Source organism: Leeia speluncae (assembly GCF_020564625.1).
GTDB classification, from domain to species: Bacteria; Pseudomonadota; Gammaproteobacteria; order Burkholderiales; family Leeiaceae; genus Leeia; species Leeia speluncae.
This window is the reverse complement of record NZ_JAJBZT010000006.1, coordinates 186147-209194: the sequence shown is the minus strand read 5'-3', so window position 1 is coordinate 209194 and position 23048 is coordinate 186147. Positions and strand designations below refer to the sequence as shown.

The 23048-nt window shown below is 44.9% G+C and carries 18 protein-coding genes; 5 read left to right on the top strand and 13 right to left on the bottom strand.

Annotation, left to right across the window (positions count from 1 at the left end; all coding sequences use genetic code 11):
* Positions 1–1716 (bottom strand): DUF2138 family protein, encoded by a 1716-nt coding sequence (locus LIN78_RS12435; protein WP_227181163.1) that lies wholly within the window; start codon positions 1714–1716, stop codon positions 1–3.
* Positions 1717–1893: 177 nt separating this feature from the next.
* The gene (gene acnB, locus LIN78_RS12430) at positions 1894–4485 is read right to left on the bottom strand and encodes a bifunctional aconitate hydratase 2/2-methylisocitrate dehydratase (RefSeq protein WP_227181162.1); all 2592 of its coding nucleotides are present in this window, start codon (positions 4483–4485) and stop codon (positions 1894–1896) included.
* 445 nt (positions 4486–4930) lie between these two features.
* Here acnB and LIN78_RS12425 point away from each other — a divergent pair, with 445 nt between their 5' ends.
* Positions 4931–6604: a nitrite/sulfite reductase gene (locus tag LIN78_RS12425; protein ID WP_227181161.1), complete on the top strand. Its 1674-nt coding sequence runs from the start codon at positions 4931–4933 to the stop codon at positions 6602–6604.
* Positions 6588–7097, top strand: coding sequence for a DUF934 domain-containing protein (locus tag LIN78_RS12420; RefSeq protein ID WP_227181160.1), 510 nt, complete (start codon positions 6588–6590; stop codon positions 7095–7097). The genes LIN78_RS12425 and LIN78_RS12420 overlap by 17 nt, the downstream gene beginning before the upstream one ends.
* A 99-nt stretch (positions 7098–7196) precedes the next feature.
* On the opposite strand, the gene LIN78_RS12415 is transcribed toward LIN78_RS12420, so the two are convergent.
* Genes LIN78_RS12415 through LIN78_RS12405 form a run of 3 tightly spaced genes read right to left on the bottom strand, consistent with a single transcriptional unit; the run spans position 7197 to position 9475 of the window.
* Positions 7197–7700, bottom strand: coding sequence for a DUF6714 family protein (locus LIN78_RS12415; protein WP_227181159.1), 504 nt, complete (start codon positions 7698–7700; stop codon positions 7197–7199).
* A gap of 57 nt (positions 7701–7757) precedes the next feature.
* Positions 7758–8426 (bottom strand): RnfABCDGE type electron transport complex subunit B, encoded by a 669-nt coding sequence (locus LIN78_RS12410; RefSeq protein ID WP_227181158.1) that lies wholly within the window; start codon positions 8424–8426, stop codon positions 7758–7760.
* 14 nt (positions 8427–8440) lie between these two features.
* Positions 8441–9475 carry a quinone-dependent dihydroorotate dehydrogenase gene (locus LIN78_RS12405; RefSeq protein WP_373307757.1) on the bottom strand — a complete coding sequence of 345 codons (1035 nt, stop codon included), beginning with the start codon at positions 9473–9475 and terminating at the stop codon, positions 8441–8443.
* 227 nt (positions 9476–9702) lie between these two features.
* Between LIN78_RS12405 and LIN78_RS12400 the strand changes: the two genes are divergently transcribed.
* The 3 genes from LIN78_RS12400 (at position 9703) to LIN78_RS12390 (ending at position 13183) form a co-directional block, all read left to right on the top strand.
* Entirely contained in the window at positions 9703–11319 is a 1617-nt protein-coding gene (locus LIN78_RS12400) for a methyl-accepting chemotaxis protein (protein WP_227181157.1), read from the top strand.
* 187 nt (positions 11320–11506) lie between these two features.
* Positions 11507–12805 carry an NAD(P)/FAD-dependent oxidoreductase gene (locus LIN78_RS12395; RefSeq protein WP_227181156.1) on the top strand — a complete coding sequence of 433 codons (1299 nt, stop codon included), beginning with the start codon at positions 11507–11509 and terminating at the stop codon, positions 12803–12805.
* Between the two features lie 15 nt (positions 12806–12820).
* Positions 12821–13183 (top strand): cupin domain-containing protein, encoded by a 363-nt coding sequence (locus LIN78_RS12390; RefSeq protein ID WP_227181155.1) that lies wholly within the window; start codon positions 12821–12823, stop codon positions 13181–13183.
* Between the two features lie 87 nt (positions 13184–13270).
* Here the strand turns inward: LIN78_RS12390 and LIN78_RS12385 are convergent, their stop codons facing one another.
* The 8 genes from LIN78_RS12385 to LIN78_RS12350 all read right to left on the bottom strand — a co-directional run bounded on the left by LIN78_RS12385 (position 13271) and on the right by LIN78_RS12350 (position 23040).
* Positions 13271–14899: an NADP-dependent glyceraldehyde-3-phosphate dehydrogenase gene (locus LIN78_RS12385; RefSeq protein WP_227181154.1), complete on the bottom strand. Its 1629-nt coding sequence runs from the start codon at positions 14897–14899 to the stop codon at positions 13271–13273.
* 65 nt (positions 14900–14964) lie between these two features.
* Positions 14965–16260: an acetoin dehydrogenase dihydrolipoyllysine-residue acetyltransferase subunit gene (locus LIN78_RS12380; protein ID WP_227181153.1), complete on the bottom strand. Its 1296-nt coding sequence runs from the start codon at positions 16258–16260 to the stop codon at positions 14965–14967.
* Positions 16250–17257, bottom strand: coding sequence for an alpha-ketoacid dehydrogenase subunit beta (locus LIN78_RS12375; protein WP_227181152.1), 1008 nt, complete (start codon positions 17255–17257; stop codon positions 16250–16252). Before LIN78_RS12375 ends, LIN78_RS12380 begins: the two co-directional genes overlap by 11 nt.
* Positions 17258–17270: 13 nt before the next feature.
* Positions 17271–18269, bottom strand: coding sequence for a pyruvate dehydrogenase (acetyl-transferring) E1 component subunit alpha (gene pdhA, locus LIN78_RS12370; RefSeq protein WP_227181151.1), 999 nt, complete (start codon positions 18267–18269; stop codon positions 17271–17273).
* Positions 18270–18277: 8 nt separating this feature from the next.
* Positions 18278–19594: an NAD(P)H-dependent oxidoreductase gene (locus tag LIN78_RS12365; RefSeq protein ID WP_227181150.1), complete on the bottom strand. Its 1317-nt coding sequence runs from the start codon at positions 19592–19594 to the stop codon at positions 18278–18280.
* 376 nt (positions 19595–19970) lie between these two features.
* Positions 19971–20642 (bottom strand): HAD family hydrolase, encoded by a 672-nt coding sequence (locus LIN78_RS12360; RefSeq protein WP_227181149.1) that lies wholly within the window; start codon positions 20640–20642, stop codon positions 19971–19973.
* A gap of 11 nt (positions 20643–20653) precedes the next feature.
* Entirely contained in the window at positions 20654–22612 is a 1959-nt protein-coding gene (gene ptsP / locus LIN78_RS12355; RefSeq protein ID WP_227181148.1) for a phosphoenolpyruvate--protein phosphotransferase, read from the bottom strand.
* Between the two features lie 50 nt (positions 22613–22662).
* Entirely contained in the window at positions 22663–23040 is a 378-nt protein-coding gene (locus LIN78_RS12350; protein ID WP_227181147.1) for a PTS glucitol/sorbitol transporter subunit IIA, read from the bottom strand.
* Positions 23041–23048 lie beyond the last annotated feature (8 nt).

Here is a 23048-nt window from a genome sequence, read left to right as displayed (position 1 = left end):
CTACTTTGCGCTCTTAAATAACCAGTTCGTTTCTACCCAGCCATCAGAATGAGGCGTTCCACTCAGTTGAATAGATAAGGATGGGTATTTTGCTAACACTTTTAATTTGGGAATGAGTCGTTGTAATGCGACATCTCTTAAAACAGGCTCTTGATCAGCCGGTAGCCCAGCTAATGTTTCATTTTGTAATAACTGAGCCAATTGTTTTGGGCTAGACATGACGATGGTTTGATCGCCGCGTTTTACTTGATCTGCTGCCGAAGGGTATTGATGTGACATCACTGATAACACATCATCCACCAGCTTTCTATCTGGAGAGAAGATTACTTTGTCCCCCGACACGGCTAATGCCACGGGAAAGTATCTTGCTGCAGAAAGGTTTTTAGACATTGCACCTAAGCTATTTGCTTTCGCGACACCATAACGCGCACTAACTACTCGTTGCCAGATAGTTGCACTTCCAATTTTCTGAGTTTTGACCGGAAACTTTGCTCCATTTTTTACTTCAGAAGCACCAATCATTTTTTCAAACACGCGTCCAAGTAATGGGGCACTCTGCTTTGCTGCGCTAGCAGACTTTAAGTTGGCAATAATTAGCGGTGATGCCATTGAGGATTTTGCATACCAACAAACTGCTGTTTGTCCATTTAAAGCATTGATGAATGCATTTCGATTTTCTTCTGTTTCATCTGGCATCAATTCTTTAAAGACATCGTTCACCGTTGCTTTGTGAAGTGGCAAACTACTGCAGAGTGCGGGATTGGCTGGTAAGGATTGCCAAATAGCACTGGCATTCCAACCACCTTCCGGTAGCTTAGTCTGATCGAGCATGACGGATGATTTCCATCCACCCTTCCCAAAATCAAACCTGACAGCTTCGAAGCCCGAAAATAGAGATTGATATCCAAAAGAGAGAAAATCAGCTGAAGTGGCTATTTGGTGGTCTGATTGGTTCTCTTTGGAGAGGTGGAAATATTGACGATAGTGATCTTTCGCATCGCCCGACTTGCTTAAGTATGCTGATGCGAAGCTAGATTTATCTTTATCTAGTGAAACTTTTTGAGTGGAAGAAGCCGTCAACTCTTCAGGAGTGGCAGCTAGCAACATGCCTGGATCTGAGAGCACCAGCATCTGATCGCTTGATGCCGCAAATAGCAGGCTCTTGTTATAGCCATAATTTAGCGCAAAAACAGGTAAATCATCCCCATCTACAGATAAGCTTGATACTTGTCTTAACTGACTGTCAGAGACGGCGACATTGCCTGCTGCTTGCAATAATTTTGCCCAGTTATTTCGCTTTACTTTTAATAGCCAATATTTAAGTTTGCCTGATTCATCCCGCCATAAAGCGACTTCTGCGGGCTCATTAAACACTTCATTTAGTAAGGATTCTGAAAAAGTGAGGTTATGTTCAAATGCAATTCGTCGAAGCGCGCCTGAGATAGAAAGACGACTTTCATTTTGCTCGTAATAGAAAACAAAATCTTCCGTTAACACATCTTTCAATAGTGGCACTTTAAGCATGTCAGATGGAATCTTAGACAATGCTTTGGTTTCAATCACCATATCAGGTGAACTCAGATCGATCGCCAATTGGTTAGCGTTGACTGTTCCAAACCCTGAAAAAGGACGCCAAATAGCTTGTACAGCAATTGCACTTCCGACAAGAAGAACAACTGACGTAGAAATCACTTTTGCTTTTCGAGATATTGCCATACGTTTTTGGCCTAAAGAGTAGACGGTTGATATTGCATCACGCTAGTTTACCGCATGTTATTGACATATCAAATTAAAAATTCGAAATGCATAATCATTTGTCTAATGGCAAAAAACAAAAAGCCCCGCATTTGCGGGGCTTTTTGTTGAGACTAACGACTGATACAGATAGAGCAATTATGCTTTTACTGTTTCAGCAACATCTTGATAGTCTTTGATTTCATTGAAGTTCATGTAACGATAAACTTCAGCGCCTTTCTCGTTAATGATACCGATGTTAGCTTGGTACTCTTCCAGAGAAGGAATCTTGCCTAGTTTAGAACAAATCGCTGCCAATTCTGCAGAGCCTAAGAACACGTTGGTGTTTTTACCCAAACGGTTAGGGAAGTTACGTGTAGAAGTAGACATTACAGTTGCGCCTTCACGTACTTGTGCTTGGTTACCCATACACAAAGAACAACCAGGCATTTCCATACGTGCACCAGCACGACCCAATACACCGTAGTGACCTTCTTCAGTCAACTGCTGTGCATCCATTTTGGTCGGAGGAGCAACCCACAAACGTACTGGAATATCTGCTTTACCTTCTAGCAGTTTAGAAGCTGCACGGAAGTGGCCAATGTTAGTCATACAAGAACCGATAAATACTTCATCAATCTTTGTACCAGCTACATCAGACATGGTTTTTACGTCATCTGGGTCATTCGGGCAAGCAACGATTGGCTCTTTGATTTCAGCTAGATCAATGTCGATCACTGCTGCGTATTCTGCATCTGCATCTGGTTGTAGTAGTTCGCCGTTAGCAATCCACTCTTCCATTTTCGCGATGCGGCGCTCTAGCGTACGTGCGTCTTGGTAGCCGTCTGCAATCATCACTTTCATCAATGTGATGTTAGATTGCATGTATTCAACAACTGGCGCTTTGTTTAGGCGAACAGTACAACCCGCAGCTGAACGCTCTGCAGACGCATCGGTTAATTCGAATGCTTGCTCGATTTTCAGTTCTGGCAGACCTTCAATTTCCAACACACGGCCAGAGAAGATGTTTTTCTTACCCGCTTTAGCAACAGTTAGCAGACCTTGCTTGATGGCGTAAAGTGGAATGGCATTCACTAGGTCACGCAGAGTGATACCTGGCTGCATTTGACCTTTGAAACGAACCAACACTGATTCAGGCATATCCAAAGGCATCACGCCAGTTGCAGCAGCAAAAGCCACCAGGCCAGAACCTGCAGGGAATGAAATACCGATTGGGAAGCGAGTATGAGAGTCACCACCGGTACCCACTGTATCTGGCAACAATAGACGGTTTAACCAGCTGTGAATCACACCATCACCTGGGCGTAGCGCAACACCGCCACGAGTAGAGATGAATGATGGCAATTCTTTGTGCATTTTCACGTCAACTGGCTTTGGATACGCAGCAGTGTGACAGAAAGACTGCATTACCAAATCAGCTGAGAAGCCTAGACATGCCAAATCTTTCAATTCGTCACGAGTCATTGGGCCAGTGGTATCTTGTGAACCAACTGTTGTCATACGTGGTTCACAGTATGTACCTGGACGTACGCCTTGACCTTCTGGAAGACCACAGGCACGACCGACCATTTTCTGAGCAAGAGAGAAGCCTTTGCCAGAATCCACTGGTGATTTTGGTAAACGGAAGGCATTAGAAGCGGCTAACCCGAGTGCTTCACGCGCTTTTGCTGTTAATGCACGACCGATGATTAGGTTAATACGGCCACCTGCACGAACTTCATCTAGCAACACTTCAGATTTCAATTGGAAGTTTGCTACTACTGAACCAGCCTTTTCGATCTTGCCATCGTATGGATAGATGTCGATAACATCGCCCATTTCGAAGCCAGATACGTCTACTTCAATTGGTAGAGAGCCAGAATCTTCTTGTGTATTAAAGAAGATCGGAGCGATTTTGCCACCTAGTGTGACACCACCAAAACGCTTGTTTGGTACAAACGGAATGTCTTGACCAGTCGCCCAAACCACAGAGTTGGTTGCAGATTTACGAGATGAACCAGTACCAACCACGTCACCCACATAAGCAACAAGATTACCTTTTTTCTTCAGGTCATCAATGAACTGCATTGGGCCACGTTTGCCGTCTTCTTCTGGCTTGAAAGCTGCATCTGGACGGGTGTTTTTCAACATTGCCAAGTAGTGCAATGGAATATCTGGACGGCTCCAAGCATCTGGTGCAGGAGACAAATCATCCGTATTGGTTTCACCAGGTACTTTAAAGACAGTAACAGTGATTTTCTTTTCTACTTCTGGACGTGTAGTAAACCACTCTGCGTCAGCCCAGCTTTGCATCACGGCTTTCGCATTTGCCACGCCTTTGTCTGCGAGTTCTTTTACGTCGTTGAAGTAATCAAATACCAATAGAGTTTTCTTCAAACCTTCAGCCGCAACCGCACCCACATCTGCATCAGCAAGTAGGTCGATCAATGGCTTAACGTTGTAGCCACCTAACATGGTGCCAAGCAATTCTGTTGCTTTTGCACGAGAAATTAGCGGAGACGCAACATCACCATCTGCAACAGCAGCTAAGAAAGATGCTTTTACTTTTGCAGCATCATCCACGCCTGGTGGTACACGGAAAGTAATTAGCTCTACCAGGAAGTCTTCTTCACCTGGTGTTGGATTTTTTAGTAATTCTACTAACGCTTCAGTTTGAGAAGCAGAAAGAGGAAGAGGAGGAATACCAAGCGCTGCACGCTCGGCAACATGTGAACGGTAAGCTTCTAACACGGCTGCAATCCTTGTTATGTAGGCACTGAGATTACCGCGCTATCAATAGATGGCATGCGTGTAGGAAAACATGCGCTATCGTATGGGGCACGGCACAAACGCAGTGACATGACATCGTTAAAGTGGGCAATTTATCTATTATTGACCGTATGCCAATAACTGCGCTCTTTGATTTTACGCCCACCTGAAAGGGATGTGAAGCCGTTTGTCGTTAGTTGAATAAATTTGGTCTATGAAAGACCGGTAAAATGCGTTCAACTGTCCAAAATAGATGCCCTTTTATAACTGAACAATCTATATTTATCAGGATTTATTCTACATTTAGCACATAGTGATTTGCTATAATCGCGCGTTTGTAGAATTAATAAACACTCGTCTGACCGCTACAAGTTAGTAGGGATGAATACGAGGGTTTCAACACTGGCAGGAATGACAGGAAACATTCATGTATATCTATGATGAAATTGACCAGCAGCTAATTGATGATCGTGTGCGTCAATTCCGCGATCAGACCAATCGCTATTTGGCAGGAGAGTTATCTGAAGATGACTTCCGCCCACTACGTTTGCAAAACGGTTTATACGTACAGCGCCATGCACCTATGCTTCGTGTCGCGGTACCTTATGGCGTATTAAACAGCAAACAGGTTCGTAAGCTTGCGCACATTGCACGCACTTACGACCGTGGCTATGGTCACTTTACTACTCGTCAAAACATTCAGTACAACTGGCCTGATTTGGCAAAAGTACCCGACATTCTAGAAGAGTTGGCTACCGTGCAAATGCACGCCATTCAAACTTCTGGTAACTGCGTACGTAACTTTACGGCTGATCAGTTTGCTGGCGTTGCTGCAGATGAAGTGATTGATCCTCGTCCATACGCAGAGATTATGCGTCAGTGGTTCACCTTCCACCCTGAGTTTGCTTACTTGCCACGTAAATTTAAAATGGCTTTAAGTGGCTCGACTGGTGACCGTGCGGCGATTTACGTACACGACATTGGTGTTCAGCTATACCCTGCGGCAGATGGCACCGTGCTTGCGGATGTGATTGTCGGCGGTGGTTTAGGTCGTACCCCAATTGTTGGCTCTGTGATCAAAAAAGGGTTGCCTTGGTTTGACTTACTGACGTATTGCGATGCTGTATTGCGCGTTTATAACCGCTTTGGCCGTCGCGATAATAAATACAAAGCGCGTATCAAGATTTTAGTAAAAGCACTTGGCCCAGATACGTTTGGTGACATGGTGGATGAAGAGTGGAAATACCTAAAAGATGGTCCAGGCCGTATTCCACAAGCAGAATTTGATCGTGTAAATGCACATTTCCAACCAAAGCCATACGAGAGCTTTGCAGGTAACGATGCAAGCTTTGAGGCGAAGAAAGCAGAAAACCCTGCTTTTGCTCGTTGGGTTTCTCGTAACGTGCATCCACACAAACGTGCGGGCTATTCAGCTATTACCTTCTCTCTAAAAGGTTTAGGTTTTGCACCTGGCGATATTACGGACGCACAACTAGACAAAGTTGCAGATCTTGCCGACCAGTATAGCTTTGGTGAAATTCGTGTTTCGCATGAACAAAATCTGATTTTGACCGACGTAAAACAATCTGATTTGTTTGCGCTTTGGGAAGCTGCGAAAGAACTAAAACTGGCAAATCCAAATATTGGTTTGTTAACCAATATGATTGCATGCCCTGGCGGTGATTTCTGTGCGTTAGCCAATGCGAAATCGATCCCAATTGCAGAAGGCATTGCTCAGCGATTTGAAGACCTAGATTACTTGTTTGATATTGGTGAGCTGGATCTAAATATTTCTGGCTGTATGAACTCTTGCGGTCATCACCACATTGGTCACATTGGTATTCTTGGTGTAGATAAAAATGGTAGCGAATGGTACCAAATCTCTCTTGGTGGCAACCAAGGGATGAGTGCCAAAGGTACACCTACAAGCCTAGGTAAGGTGATTGGCCCTTCATTTGCTCAAGATGAAGTACCTGCGGTGATTGAAAAAATCATTCAAACTTACTTAGCACTTCGTCAAGACGACGAGCGTTTTATTGATTCTGTACAAAGGCTCGGCATTGAGCCATTCAAGGAGCGGGTCTATGCCAAAGCTAATTAAGAATGGTCAGGTTTTAGATGACACGAGTGTTATCTTAACTGATAGCGAAGGAAACGAAGTTCACGAAGACGGTGATGCGATTGTTCCTCTAGCATGTTGGTTAGAAGAACGTCATCTACTTAAAGAGCGCCACACTTCTGTTGGTGTGTTGCTTGAAGGGGATGCAGAACCGGCAGAATTAAAAGATGATCTCGACTTTTTGAAATTAATCGTGATCAACTTCCCATCTTTTGTAGATGGCCGTGGTTATTCGATTGCTCGCCTTCTAAGAGAACGCTACGGATTTAAAGGTGAATTGCGCGCGGTTGGTGATATTCAACGTGACCAGTTGTATTACCTCGCTCGCTGTGGCTTTGACAGCTTTGTGATTCCTGATGGCAAAGATGCAGATGCTGCATTGGCAAGTTTCAATGATTTTTCTGATTCTTACCAAGCGACAGTTGACCGCCCTGTACCACTATTTAGTAGAAGACGTAACCAGTCTGCTAACTAATCGTCGGCATAGCAAACAAAAAGCCCTGACAAGTTCAGGGCTTTTTTGTTTTTGGAAGCGTTAGAAGAATATATTTAATTTGCCAGATGCATCAGTCTCTTATCTTTGAAATTGCTTCCAATAAGAGGCAATAGCAGCTTCAGATGCCTGCACTTCTATCCCCTGAGAAATCCAGTAATTCAAAAACTGTGCGATCACGGTTGATTGCTCATGATTAAAAGCTTCAAATCGCTTTCTTTTCGCATCAACCAAGTCCCATCTTGTCGGCATGGTTAATTCCGCAATCAGCGAATTAAACAAGGAATGTGCTGCAGCCTTATCTGATTGCTTAAGACACCATGTCATGATCGGGGGTAGATAATAAAGAAAAGCTAGATTATCTAAGTGAGGAAAGGGATTGATTGCCTTGTCGAAAGAGGCATCTGAAATTTGCCACCAGCGCTTGTCATTATCTAAAGCTCTGGCAGATGCGGCACGATTAGTCGCAGCAGGACCATATTGACGAATAACATCTGCCTCACGCAGTGTTGGCCCATTGCCTTTCATGGTGACATGATGAAAGGCATGACGGATTTGAGCCATTATTGCTGATCGATCTTGCATGTTTATCCCTCTGTAAATTCCAGTTTTATTATGAACATGCAACAACAAAACATGCTGTTACTTTTTCGCCAATTGCTGCTTGGCTCTCTCCATTGCAGCTAAAATCGCGGCCATTTTTGGATCTACCGCTTTTTGATTGCTGACCTGCGCATCTTCAGCCGAAGCAGTGGTTTTGCTTGCTAGGCGTTGTGTTCGCTCTGCTTTATCTCTAGCCAAACGAGTTTGTCTTTGGCGATAGGCTTTTCTTGCTAAGGAAGATTTGGCCGAACCAAGCGGTGCAGGATAATCTTGCTCAACAGCGACAACAGGCAGCATTTCAATACATTCGGTAGGGCATGGTGGCAAACAAAGCTCACACCCCGTACAACGGTCGGCCAAGATGGTGTGCATATGCTTTGCTGCACCGATAATTGCATCTACCGGACAGGCTTGAATACACAAGGTACAGCCAATGCAGTTTGCTTCATCTACCTTGGCGATAAATAGTGGTTTGGTCTCCCCACAGGACTTATCTAACGTAAGTCCTGTCTGACCAGTTAACATCGCTAAACGGTTTAGCCCCTCTTCTCCACCGGGAGGACAACGGTTGATTGCCGCCCCTTCATTGACGATGGCTTCAGCGTAAGGCAAACAGCCTTGATACCCACATTGCCTACATTGCGTTTGCGGCAACAAGGCGTCGATGTCTTCTATCGTAAACAGCATGTCGCGTCTTTCTTGATTCATGGTCAACCTGCGACTTATCTCTGTTTACTTTTTTGCCACTTTACGCTGGCTTCTACCACATCTTTTACCAAGGATGGACCACGATAAATTAATCCACTATAAAGCTGCACTAGGCTTGCGCCAGCCGCTAATTTTTCTTCAGCATCTGCTGCGCTAAAAATACCACCCACACCAATAATTGGTAGTTCGCCAGCCAGTAACTTAGATAGTTCGCGAATCACTTGGGTAGATTTGCGCTTAACTGGCGTACCAGATAAGCCACCTGTTTCTTGACCATGCTTCAGATGCTCTACACCAATGCGCGACAAAGTAGTGTTCGTGGCAATGACAGCGTCCATTTGGTGTTTGCGCAGCAAGTCTGCAATATCCACCAACTGTGGCATTTCCAAATCTGGAGCAATTTTCACCGCTAGTGGCACATATCGGCCGTGCTTGTCTGCCAATTGGGTTTGCGCATTTTTTAGGCTAGATAATAAATGACTAAATTCATCTGCTTGCTGTAATTGGCGCAAATTCTTGGTGTTTGGCGAAGAGATATTCACCGTGATATAGCTAGCAAACGGATAAACTTTGTTTAAGCCAATGAGGTAGTCATCTGTGGCTTTTTCAATTGGGGTATCGGCATTTTTGCCGATATTAATACCCAAAATACCGCCAAAATGACTGTGCTTCACGTTTTCGATTAACGCGTCGACACCGTCATTATTAAAGCCCATACGGTTAATAATGCCTTCAGCTGCCGGTAGCCTGAATAAACGAGGTTTTGGGTTGCCAGATTGTGGGCGCGGGGTGACGGTGCCAATTTCTAAGAAGCCGAAACCTAACGCAGCCAAGCCATCAATGTGATCACCATTTTTATCTAGACCCGCCGCCAAACCAACTGGGTTAGGAAAATCTAGTCCCATGACTCTCACCGGATTGGCTGGCACATTGCCTGCCAATACACGGCCAAAACCCATGGCTTCCAAAGAATCTAGCATGCCTAGACTTACTTTATGAGCAGCCTCTGGCGGTAGTGAAAACATTAATGTGCGTAAAAGTGGATACACCAGAACCTCTGTATAGCGATTTTATTTAACCGTTGATTATACCGCTTTTTATTGTCAAACCATCAACCATTCCGATGTGAAGTTTTCAATATTCATATTGTGTTTTATCCAGCGAATTAGAAAGTAGATTTCTAGCACACCTGAGACACAAAGGAATCCTAACTTTTGCATTTGAAAATCTTGTCTATACTCAAACAACAAACACCACTATAAATTTGGAGAAGACGATGACACTAAAGACTAGATTATGGCTAGTTGGCATCGCTAGTTTATTAGGCTTATTGATTATCTCGAGCATTGGCTTAATGGCAATGCACAGAACCATGTATGAAGAAAGACAGTCTGCCGTCAAACGTCTTTTGGTCATGTCGAATAACCTACTCGAGAATTACGTTAAATTAGAACAATCAGGAAAGCTCAGTAAGGAAGAAGCGCAAAAACAAGCCGCAAAAACACTGATGGGTATGAAATCTGACGATTTTTACTATTTTGCGAGAGATAGCAATGATGTTGTTCAGATGCACACCAAGAAAGAGCTAATTGGAAAAGTAGATAAAGGCAGTAAGTTACCAGATGGCCGTCATACAACAGATCTTTACCACGAAGTAACAAAGTCTGGTGATTATGCGTTTGTTGAAATTGCCACAACCAAAAAAGGTGGAACAGTACCCTACCCTAAGTTAAATGGCGTTTATGAGTTCAAAGATTGGGGTTGGATTGTAGGCGGTGGTTTCTTTATTGACGATATTGAAACCGTATTTTGGAAACAAGCTTACATCATGCTTGGAATAGGGGCGATATTACTGGTTATCGTTGGCGTATTGGTATATAGAATTGGAACATCCATCTTCAAAACCATTGGAGGAGAACCAATGGATGTGGTTGCGATTGTTCAATCGATCACCCAAGGAGATTTAAGTAAGCCAGTACAGTTGAACCCTGCGGTGAAACCCGACAGTGTGATGGGTTGTATGAAAACCATGCAGGCTAGTCTAATTGATATGATTAGGAAAATTAGAAGTTCCAGTTCCGCGTTGGGTACTTCTAGCCAGCAACTTGATCAACACATGAAAAAGTTAGAGCACGTTTCTAGCCAGGCCGCTGACTCTACCTCTGCGACCGCAGCGGCAATTGAGGAATTGTCGGTCAGTATTGATCACGTAACGAGTACGACAAAAGACACTGAATTAGCCGCATCGAACGCAGCAAATGCGGCCGTTGAAGGAACACAACTCGCCCATGCTGCTTCTCACCATATTGCTCAAGTCGCAGGTGAAATTGGTACGGTGCTAAGTAAGGTAGATGCGCTTTCTGACCGAACTAGAAATATTAGTGGCATTGCAGAAACCATCAGAGAAATTGCTAACCAGACTAACTTGCTTGCGCTAAATGCGGCGATTGAAGCCGCTAGAGCAGGTGAAACAGGTCGTGGTTTTGCGGTGGTTGCGGATGAAGTGAGGAAGCTAGCAGAAAGAACCACGCAAGCAACCGATGAGATTTCTGTGATTGTGCAAGCGGTTGTAGATGATACAGCGCAGGTTTCTGGTGTGGTACAGAACATTGGCCCAATGGTGAATGAAGGTACAAAACGCGTAGAAACTGCAGCGAATATGCTCAACACCATTAAGCAAGAAACCGGTTACTCACTACAACGCCTTCAAGGGGTGGCTGAGGCCATGCAAGAGCAAAGCCAAGCGGGTACGCTGATTGCAGGAAATGTAGAGCGGGTGGCTGGTGTAGTCGATGAAACCTATGCGACTTCATCCAATGTATTAACCGTTGCTAGCAATATTGCGGACCATGCGCATGAGCTAGAAGCGTCCGTCTCGAAGTTCCAGATTTAAATGGATATGCCTTTACCTAATTAACTGTTGTCCTCTGTTCTCCTCTCTTGGGCTGGTTAACAAACCAGCCTTTTTCTTTTGCTGTTTCGATTTGCCAATATTGGACTAAGGGTAGGAATCAAACTCGCTAGTATCGCCCTATTGCAATTGCTACCTGCATTAGTAGGTATCGATACTGGAGAGATAAATGATTAATTTTGAAACGGCAACCTACTACACCGCAACCAAAAAGTACGAACTAAATTTTCCATCATTAGAAGAAGACATTGATGTTGATGTGGTGGTGATTGGTGGCGGGTTTAGTGGCATTAATACTTCGCTAGAACTAGCAGAGCAAGGCGTCACTAGCATTGCCGTATTAGAAGCTCGCTATATTGGTTATGGCGGCAGTGGTCGTAATGGTGGTCAGATTATGGCGGGCATTGGCCATGATCTTGAAAAAATCAAGAAAGATGTTGGTGAAGAAGGCCTAAAAGCAATCTTTGCGATTTCTGATCAAGGCGCGGACATTATTAAGTCGCGGATTGAAAAGTACAATATCGATGCAGACTTTTGCCATGGTTACGGCTATTTGGGCTATAACGGCCGCCAATCTAAGACATTACGTGCTTGGGAAAAAGAATTTAAATCCCTTAACTCTAGCCATGAAATTCGCTACATGGAAGGCAAAGAGGTTCAGAGCATTATTGGTTCTGAAGCGTATAGCAGCGCCCTACTTCACATGGGTGGCGGGCATGTTCACTCGTTAAACCTACTATTGGGTGAAGCCAAAGCACTTGCAAGCTACGGTGCCAAAATTTATGAACATAGCCCTGTTGTAGAAGTGACTTATGGCGACACCGTAGTTGTTCGTACCGCCAAAGGCTCTGTTCGCGCAAAAAAACTGCTTTGGGCTTGCGATAGTTTCCTGAACAAGCTCGAACCTAATTTGCACAAAACCACCATCAATACATACGCGTTCCAGATGATGACCGAGCCATTGTCTGATGAAATGATCAAGCGCATCAGCCCTATCCGTGGCGCGTACAGTGATATTCGCCCGATTATTGATTACTTCCGTGTAACCAACGAAAACCGCCTGCTATTTGGTGCAGCCACTTATTTAGTCGATTACATCCCAAGCGATTTGAAAGAGTGGAACCGTCAATTAATGCTGAAAGTTTTCCCGTACTTAAAAGACGTGAAAATTGATTTAGCCTGGGGCGGCCCAATGGCATGTAGCCCAAATCTATTCCCACAAATTGGCGCCCTACCCGAGAACCCAAATGTGTTTTACGTACAAGGTTATTCCGGTTTTGGCGTTACCCCTAGCCACATTATTTGCAAAGTGCTGGCGGAAGGCATTTTGGGTGGATCGGCACGTTACAACTTGATTAGTTCTGTGCGCCGCATTGATGTATGGGGCAAAGATCAATTTAGACCGCTTGTCTGCTCTGCAGCTAAAGCGTGGCATCAACTGTCCGGTTATTGGAACGGACGCAGATAAAACTAGAGGAAAATCATGGCTTTAGAGAAAATTCAAACTGTTGCACTGTCTGACTTAGTCGAAATTGGTTCTGTATCCGTTTTAGGTGCAGAAGTAATTGGCGAAGACGTAAAAGCATTTGTAAAAGGTACTTTTGGTGCGCCAACAGACCCAGTTTCAGCGGGTTACTTTGGCACTAGCAAAGGTGTATTCAAAATGGTTTACCCATTTAATGAACAAGCGACTGTGGTGCTAGGTTCTGTCACATTAACCGACGAAAGCACTGGCCAGAAAGTAACTTACCAAGCAGGCGACAGCTGGACAGTCACCAAGGGAACACCCGTTTTGTGGGAAGTGACAACAGATGCATTTATTAAGCATTTCTTAGCAGCTGTATAAGCAATATTTGCTAGCAATCCCCCTATGTGCACAGCACCACATAGGGGGATTTCTTTTTCAAATTAGCGCCTAGCGTTAAGGCGCCATTTATAAAATAAAGCGCGTATTAATGAAGCTGCTTTCGTGTGATAGCACAATCGCATCTAGCATTTTCTTGCTTTGATCAGTTTCTTTCAGCGCCACCATGGTCCGAATCGAAAATGCGCGTAACGCATCATGTACCGACAACGTGCCTTCTGCAGAGTCTTTTCTCCCCGCAAACGGGAAAATATCTGGTCCCCTTTGGCATTGGCAATTGATGTTCACCCGGCAAACTTGGTTGACTAATGGATCGACTAGCTTTGCAATCGTCGTTGGATTGGTGCCAAATAAACTAACTTGCTGCCCATAATCGGATGTCACGATATAGTCCAACACTTCGGTCACATCCTCGAAGGTTCCTACAGGTACAATTGGGCCAAATTGCTCTTCACGGTAAAGCTTCATCTCTGGTTTAACTGGGAATACGACTGCCGGGAAAAAGATATTGCCGACAATCTTGCCACCAGACGGATTTAAGACCTTTGCCCCGTTTGCTTCGGCATCTTGAATACAAGAAGATAAATAATGGCATTTATCCGGATCGGGCAATGGCGTAATCATGACACCACTTTCCCAAGGCATGCCAACTTTTAGTTTTTCGACTGCATCGGTGAACTTTCTTAAGAACGTTTCTGCAATTGATTGATGTACGAACAAGATTTTTAGCGCGGTGCAACGTTGCCCATTAAAGGATAAAGAGCCCGCAATACATTCTTTCACCGCTAAATCGACATCTGCATCTGGCAAAATAATGGCGGCATTTTTAGCATCTAACCCTAATACAGCACGTAAGCGATTTGACTTAGGATGTGCTTTTTTCAGTTGATCTGCCACTCGGCTTGAGCCAATTTGTGCAAGCACATTAATTTTTCCACTCGCCATTAAATGCGGGACAATTTCTGAGCCTTTCCCATAAATGGTATTAATAACACCAGCAGGGAATGCGCTTCTAAAAGCTTCTAGCATTGGGTAGTAAAGCAAAGTGCCATATTTCGGCGGTTTGAGTAGCACCACATTACCCATGATTAACGCAGGAATCAGGGTGGTGAAGGTTTCATTTAGTGGGTAATTATATGGTCCTAAGCACAATGTAACACCAAGCGGAGAACGACGAATTTGAGCAATCGTTCCTTCTACAATTTGAAAGCGTGAATTTTCGTTATCCAGCTTTTTTAAGGCATGGATGGTATCTTTGATATAGAGAATCGTCCGGTCAAATTCTTTCTGAGAGTCAGGCAGACTCTTCCCGATTTCCCACATAATGAGGTTAACAATTTCCTCGCGTCGCTTTTGAATTTGCCTAGTAAACTCTTCTACACAAGCAATTCGCTCTGCCACAGAAAAGGTAGGCCAATGTCCTCTTCCCTCATCATAAGCAGAAATTGCTGCGGCGAGCGCAGACTCGGCCTCTGCTATACCGGCCACCGGTACGCTCCCCAAGACAACCGACTCAAACCCGCCACTGGCAGTTTTTGCCAAGATGGGTGAGCGGATTTCTCTGGTTTCACCACTCCATAATTGAAGCTCGCCATTAATCAACATACTTCGTTGATGTATCGGGGAGATGAGTCGAAACGCTTGTGGAATGTTTTCTTCGACGGGGTAAAACGCATTTAAATTTTCTTTTGTGTCCATGCTCTCTCTCCTTTTTTTCCGAAAAAAAAGGGGCATACCGCCCCCAAATTAGTGGAAAAACCACCCTACCGCATTTGATAACTAAGTATCTCTGCCACTATTTGTGGCGATTCGATTTGCGGGACGTGCCCCACTTGTTGAATGACATGCAAGCCCACTAAATGCGGGAGTAGATGTGCATGTTTAATTGGCAGAATTTGATCTTGAGCCCCCCAAATGACTTTAATTGGGAGTTGTAACGCAGCTAATGTCCGACGAATACTATGGACTTGCGTACCATCTGGCATCAGTGTGTTTGCCATTTTCTCTAACGCTTGTCGATTTTCACTTTTCTCTAAAGATTTCGCGGCGGTTGCGACAAAAGAACCCGTTAATTTAGATGGATCTGCGTATAGCAGTTCTAGCCAAGGTTTGAGGCTCTTTTCAGAAGTAGCACGACATAAGCCTTGAATAAAATCAGCATTAATTTCTGGCCCTAGTCCAGCGGGCGCAATGAGGGTAAGTGACTTGATTCGATTACCCACTTTGGCAGCAACTTCTGCAGCAATTGCCCCACCCAACGAATGGCCTACTAAGTGAAAATCGCATACACCTTCGTTTAATAAAGCCTCTGCAATTTGCTCTGCAATCGCGGGGATGCTCATGACCGCTTGTTTGCCAGACTTACCATGGTTAGGTAAATCGACCCCCAAAATAGGGATATCTTCAAAATGGTTGCTAAGTATCTTCCAACTCAGTTGGTCTGCACCAAAGCCATGAATGGCAACTAATGGGACATTCGCCCCTTTAGTAATCCAATTAAGATAAAGTGAAGACGAAGTCGATTTTTGTTCGACATTGTCTGTCGGTAAATCTTTAAACTGCACTCGCCCATTTGGCCCAGAGCCTTTAATGGTGGTGAGATCAATCCCCAGCTCTTTTGCAGTGGATCTTGCTAACGGCGTTGCTCGCAAGAGACTGCATGCAGTTTCAGCGGTTTCACATGGGGAGATCACTTCATGTGCTGCGGTTTCTTTGGCCTGCTGCAAGGCTTGATCAGCCACTTCGCTCGCAGCTGATGCCGTAGCAGCGGGGTCAGCCTCGGTGACATCTGAAGAAGCGGCTTCCTCGATCGCCTCATTTTCGGCATACACCCACGCAACGGGTGTTCCCACCAAAATGGGGCTACCTAGCGGCTCGGTGTTGATATTACCAATCTTGCCACTGGCTGGAGACTCCACTTCCATCGTGGCTTTATCGGTTTCAATATCAAATAGCAGCTGTCCCTTTTCTACCATTTCACCTGCTTTGACATACCATGCCGAAATCTTTCCTTCGGTCATGTCCATGTCTACTTTGGGCATAATGACTTCAGTTGCCATAAGACGATCCCCCTTTTAGGGATGTACGAATCGCACTCACAATATCAGGCACTTGAGGTACAGCAGCTCTCTCTAGATCAGGATTGTAAGGCAACGGGCAGTCAGCACCACCAAGGCGGATGATAGGCGCATCTAGTCGATCAAATGCACTACTTTCTGCAATGGCGGCGGCCACTTCTGTACCGATACCGAGTTGCTTGGTTCCTTCATACACGCAGATGAGGCGAGTGGTTTTAGATACCGACTCGATTAAGGTTGAATAATCCATCGGACGTAATGAGCGTAGATCAATCACTTCGACGCTAATATTTTCTTTAGCCACCATCGCGGCAGCTTCTAATGCGCGATGAACCATAATGCCCGATGCGGCAATCGTGATATCTGAGCCTTCTGTTCTGACAATGGCTTTATCTAACGGCTCTGTGTAATAGCCTTCTGGCACAGGGCCTTTCATTTTATAAAGTAATTTATGTTCAAAAATTAAGACAGGATCTGGATCGGCAATGGCTGCCAACAACATCCCTTTTACATCATGAGGCGTAGTTGGTTGAATAACTTTTAGCCCTGGCACATGGGCAAACCAAGCCTCTAAGCTTTGACTGTGTTGAGCAGCAGCGCCGGTTCCAGAGCCGCACGGGAATCGCATGACCAATGGAACGGAGGTCTTCCCACCCAACATGAAACGAATTTTTGCTGCTTGGTTGACAATTTGCTCCATTGCTAAAGAAGCAAAATCTGAAAACTGAAACTCAAACACAGGTCTGCGATCGAGCAATGCAGCACCAACTGCTGCACCAGCACCCGCTAATTCAGAGATTGGCGTATCCATTACACGCTCTTCACCGAAACGGTGAACCAAATCCCCCGTTACCTGAAAAGCGCCGCCATACACACCAATATCTTCCCCCATCAGGAAGACGCGCTCATCGCGATCCATGGCAATCGCCAAAGCTTCTTGAATCGCCTGCGCATAACTCAATTCACGTACTTCAGACATTTGCGGCATCCTCTTAATTGGTATAAACAAAACTTGTCAAACTACTGAGTTCAGGTGCTGGGCTATCTTTTGCAAATTGAATACCCTCTTCAATTTCTTGCTCGGCACTTTTGACAATGGCTTCGATGTCTGACTCATTAATTAAGCCAGCCTCTAGCAAGTCTTGTTCAAACAATCCAATTGGATCGCGCTTCATCCAGTTTTCGATTTCTTCTTTAGTTCTGTAGCGGTTGCGGTCACTCTTCGAGTGGCCACGATGACGATAAGTTAAACACTCAATTAGCGTTGGGCCTTCCCCATTTCTGGCTCTTTCAATTGCTTCATTGGCAGCAGAGGCAACCTCTGAGAAAATATTGCCATCCACCGTCACACCAGGCATATCGTAAGCTTGAGCGCGTTGTGCAATCCGTTTTACGGCGGTTGAACGTTCCACAGAAGTCGACATGCCGTATTGGTTATTTTCGCAAACAAAGATGACTGGCAACTTCCAAATGGCCGCCATGTTTAGGCTTTCATGGAAGGCACCTTCGTTATTTGCTCCATCACCAAAAAAACAAACCACCACGTTTTTCTTCTTTTGCTGCTTTAGCGCTAGCGCGGCACCAACTGCAATTGGCATCCCACCACCGACAATGCCATTCGCGCCTAGGTTGCCACTGCTCACATCCGCAATATGCATCGAACCACCACGGCCACGGCAGTAGCCTGTATCTTTACCGAAAAATTCGGCAAACATGTATTTAGGCTCGGCACCTTTGGTAATACAGTGGCCATGCCCCCGGTGAGTAGAAGTAATGTAGTCTTCTTTTTCTAATAAAATGCCCACCCCTACTGCACTGGCTTCTTGCCCAATAGAAAGGTGCATCGTGCCGTGAACCAACCCTTTCATATAGGATTGCTCTGCCCCTTCTTCAAAAAGGCGAATCAAATGCATTTGTCGAAGTGCATTGTGAAGCTTTGCTTTGCCAAGCAACTCGTAAACAAAGGTTGCCTTAGTGGTTAGATTTTCCATGTTTAGCCTCATAAACCTCTTACCAATTGATCTTGACGACGGCGTAATTCAAAAATCAATGCGCTTTCATCTGGTGCGGTATTGTCAAAAGTGAGTAGTTCGCCCTTACGGATAGGCTGCGTCACAATCCCTTTTTCCAATAAGCCGCAAGGCACTGCCCGTTTCGCTAAGGCATCTTGTGCTTCCATGGCGTAAGCGCGGTAGGTGTATTCACCAATCGCATCGAGGCGATCACCAGGCATCAAATCTTTCTTGGCGACAGCAGTCACTTCTGCGGTTGGTTTAGCAATTGGCGCCATATCTGGGCGACCATACAGCACCACACGTGCGCAGGTTAGCGGCACTTCCAAGCTACATAGGTGATATGGACGATAGAAGGTGTAGTAAGGGCCTTTACCTAATTTGAGGTAATCCATTCTTTCGCGTAGTCGTGGGTGAGACATTTCTGCTACCACAAACACCCCCGGTGCAACACCTTTCCCGATGGTGTAATCCACCACCCCTTTACGACTCAGCACACCACCGTCTTCTTTCGGGCATAACACTTTGTGAAGTTCGTCTAGAGAGGCGGCTGGGCCATGCATACCTGGAATATCAGGTACGAGGCCTGTTGCATTAGCAATTGCAGACATTTCCACTGCGGTTTTAGAGCCATCCACAAATTCGACTAAAAGACGTGGATTCAGCGATTTGCTGAGCGCTTCTTCACGATAATCATCTGGTGTCGCATCAATATTCAGAGGGTTATTTTTCCCTTTACCAGCGGCGATCACCGGGTAACCCAGCGCAGAGACAAAGTTAATTAGTTCAATAGTAGAACTCGGCTCATCCCCCGCACCCAAGGAATACACAACACCTAACTTATCTGCTTCATGTTTTAAATATGTTCCGATCGTTACATCAGCTTCCACATTCATCATCACCAGATGTTTGCCGTGTTGCATGGCATTTAAACCAATCACCGCACCCACATCTGGTTTACCGGTTGCATCCACAACCACATCAATTAGTACACTTTCACAAACCAGCTTCGCATCTTGCGTTAGCGTAATAAATCCACGTTCAACCGACGCATCAAAGTCATTTTGTGTTTCTACAATTTTTGCCACACTTTGATCATATCCTGCTGATATAACAGCATTTTTAGCAGCGTTTATATTTAGATCTGCAATTGCTGCAACCGCAATACCTTTCATTTGCATGACCTGAGTAACAATATCCGTTCCCATCATGCCAGAGCCAATTAGACCAATTCGGATTGGCTTACCAGTCAATGATCGTTGATACAAATCTGCAGCTAAACCACTTGGAAAAAATTCGCTCATGATGTCTCCTCTTTTGTTCTATCGATTACAAGCAAATGTGTACATTTGTTTTTTATATTATTTCAATGTTCATTTTAAATCAACAAAAAATAACATTTTTATTTTTAAAAATTCAAATGTTCAAAGAATAAAGATTTTTCACCACATGAACCAAGCGATAGAAAAAAAGAAAGCCGACTTAAAAAGTCGGCTTGGTGTATGGCACGTTGATTCTCATCCCCCGAAAAGAACCAAGCAGCACCCAAATAGTGTTGTGTATCCCCTACCTTCAACACTATCTAAACAAGTGATGAACCGTCACTTGTCTTGAACAGTCGGCCCGCTCATCTATTGGAGACAGAACAAGCAGACAACGACCGAACCTCTAGAATCGTGTTTAAGCAAGGCGATACTGAAATACGCTTTTTAACTCCCCAAAATCGTCGATTACTGCAAAAGCGCCAAGGTTCTTCAGTACCTCTGTATGACCTGGTTTAATATGCTGACCACCAACAAAACCAACAACGGGAATCCCTGCAGCAACCGCTGCTTTTACTCCTGCCACGCTATCTTCAATCGCCACACAGTCTTTTGGGTAAGCACCCAAACCATACGCGGCTGCCAAATACACATCTGGCGCTGGTTTTGGCATGGGGACAATATCGCCACTGTAATAATGCTTATCGACTAGTTCGACAATACCCGCCGTTTGGATGCTTTTAAAAATACGATCCGGTGAGCTATTGGATACCACGGCAACAGGCAAACCCAAGCTACAGTAAACTTCTTTTACTTTAGGCATTGCGGGTGCACGCTCTGCAACCAAATCATCAATTTGCTTTAATAAAAGCTGGCGCGATGCTTCAGGCAATTGTTTGCGATGATTTCGCTCTAAATTTGCCAATATATCCATCACCCGAATACCAAAGGTATTGTGTAGCTCCTCTTCCACGGTTTCCCGACCGAAACTCTCTGCAAATACTTCGATGACGACAGATTCTGCAATTGTCTCGCTATCGACAATGACGCCATCACAGTCAGAGAGTAAAAATTTTGGCCAATTCGCCATTTCTACCCTCCTTAGTTCAGTTCGGTAATTTTCTTCTTCATCGCCAAGATAGAAGCGGGGCTCATACTTAATTCAGATACCCCAAAATTCACAAACGCCTCGGTCAGTTGCTGATCTGCGGCAGACTCCCCGCAAATCCCCACCCAGATCCCTGCTTTTTGCGCCGCCTCACAAGTTAGCTCAACCGCTTTTAATACTGCTGGATGGCTGGTCCGATACAACCCAGAGATTTGCGCATTCGCACGGTCAACAGCCATAACATACTGCGTTAAATCGTTAGTGCCAATCGAGAAAAAAGACACTTCTTCGGCCATCGCATCTGCTTGCAGAACGGCGGCTGGGGTTTCAATCATAATCCCTAACTCAAAGTCACCCACCGCGATTTGTTCAGAACGTAATTCTTCTCGACAAATATTGAGCAGCACTTTGACTTTACGCACCTCTTCTACATCGCTAATCATCGGCACCATAATTTTTAAGTTGCCAAATGCAGCCGCTCTCAATAGCGCTCTTAACTGAGGCTTGAAGACATCTAGGCGATCTAGACACATCCGAACACCGCGCCAACCCAAAAATGGATTTTCTTCCTTAGGAAATTCAATCCCTGCAACGGGTTTATCCCCCCCAATATCTAGGGTACGGATAATCACAGGTAGAGGTGAAAATGCAGTCAGCAATTCTTTATAGGTTTCAAACTGCTCGTTTTCGTCTGGCAACTGCTTGCCCTGCATAAACAAGAGTTCTGTCCTAAAGAGCCCAACCCCCATTGCACCCGCTTCTTTGGCCAGCTTAATTTCGGCTAAAGAACCCAAATTCGCCGCCACTTCAATGCGTTTGCCACTACGAGTCGCTGGAATTAACTCTTTATATTTAGCTAAGCCATGTTTACGCTCATTTTCTGCTTCAATGACGCGCTGATAGTGTGCCAGTTCATTTTCTTCTGGATTAATGATGATATGACCCTCATCACCATCCACAATAATCGTCTTAGCCTTTTGTAAATCCGCTTCGGTGAGCGGAACACCCAATACCGCCGGACGACCATAGGTTCTGGCCATAATCGCCACGTGTGAAGTCGCAGAACCTCCAATACACACTAACCCCATGACCTTATCAATTGGTACTTTAGAAAACTCCCAAGCACTCAGGTCATTCGCAACCAAGATGCAGTCATCTTCAATTGCCGTTAAATCGGGTAGTTTTTGCCCCAATAAAATTGACGCAAGCTGGCGTGTCACGCCACGAATATCCTCTGCTCTCGCACGCATATATTCGTCGGGCATCGCTTCAAAGGTGGCCGCAAGCACTGCACCGACTCTTAACGTCACTGCGGCAGCATCCCCTTTATCTTCAATCCCTCTAATAATTGCCCCAACAAACTCTTCGTCCTGAGCGACATCCATTAAGGCTTGAATGATTTGTGCATTCTGGTTATCAGAAGATGCGGATACCACAAATCGTTTTTCTAGTTCCCCCAATGATTTTCTAAAACGATTGAGTTCATTTGGCACGTCTTCCGCTTCAATGACCTGACGATCTGCCGTCAACTTTTGAGGTATATAGATGTAAACAGCCCCCGCCGCACACCCTTTACTACCAGAGATACCCTTAATCCCGTGGTGAGCAAATAACACAGGCTTTTTTTCCGCCTGTTCTAGCGGCATTGCACCTTGCACAATGGTGCCTGCATCATCTGCAATATCCAATCCAAAATTAGGATCAGATAGCGACTCCATAATAAATTCACTCGCTTCAGACTCATCCGGCCCATCTAAGGCAATCTGAATTTGCTCCATTTCCTTAACGCCTAATAGCATTAATTTCACCGAGCTTTTTGCATTTGCAGATTTACCAGCGTGATTTTTAATATCAATCGCGCTATCAAATTTCTTTAGCATTTTTGCCAGCTGAGCAGCTGGTCTTGTGTGAAGCCCTTCTTTCACACGCACTTGGGCATCTAGCAAGATCATGGCGTATTCTCTCTACTTTTTTAAGAAAAGAGCCCCGTAAGGCCCTTTTCTTAATTCGCTATAGCAAGCGAACAACCGGACATCAGGGATTGTTTCAGCACGTCCACATCTAAGGCTTCAGTACAAATTTCCCCAGGTCTTTCCGCAACATCGGCACCATTAAAGCTAAACACTACATGCCCTAAATCTTGTACCTTATGCCACGCAGTTTCGCCAATGGCAGTGATTTTGACCTTCTGCTCACCAATCATTAACGAATCACCAACTGTCGGTTGCTTAGACGGATCGTTCACATCCACCAAGTGCTGTACAGCCACTTCGGCCAATGCCTCCGGCGCACCATCTGCATAAAGAATTAATACTCCACCATCCAGTAAATCAAAGACTTCTGGTCCTACTTCCGTGATATTTGTACTGTAATAAACCATTTTTTAGC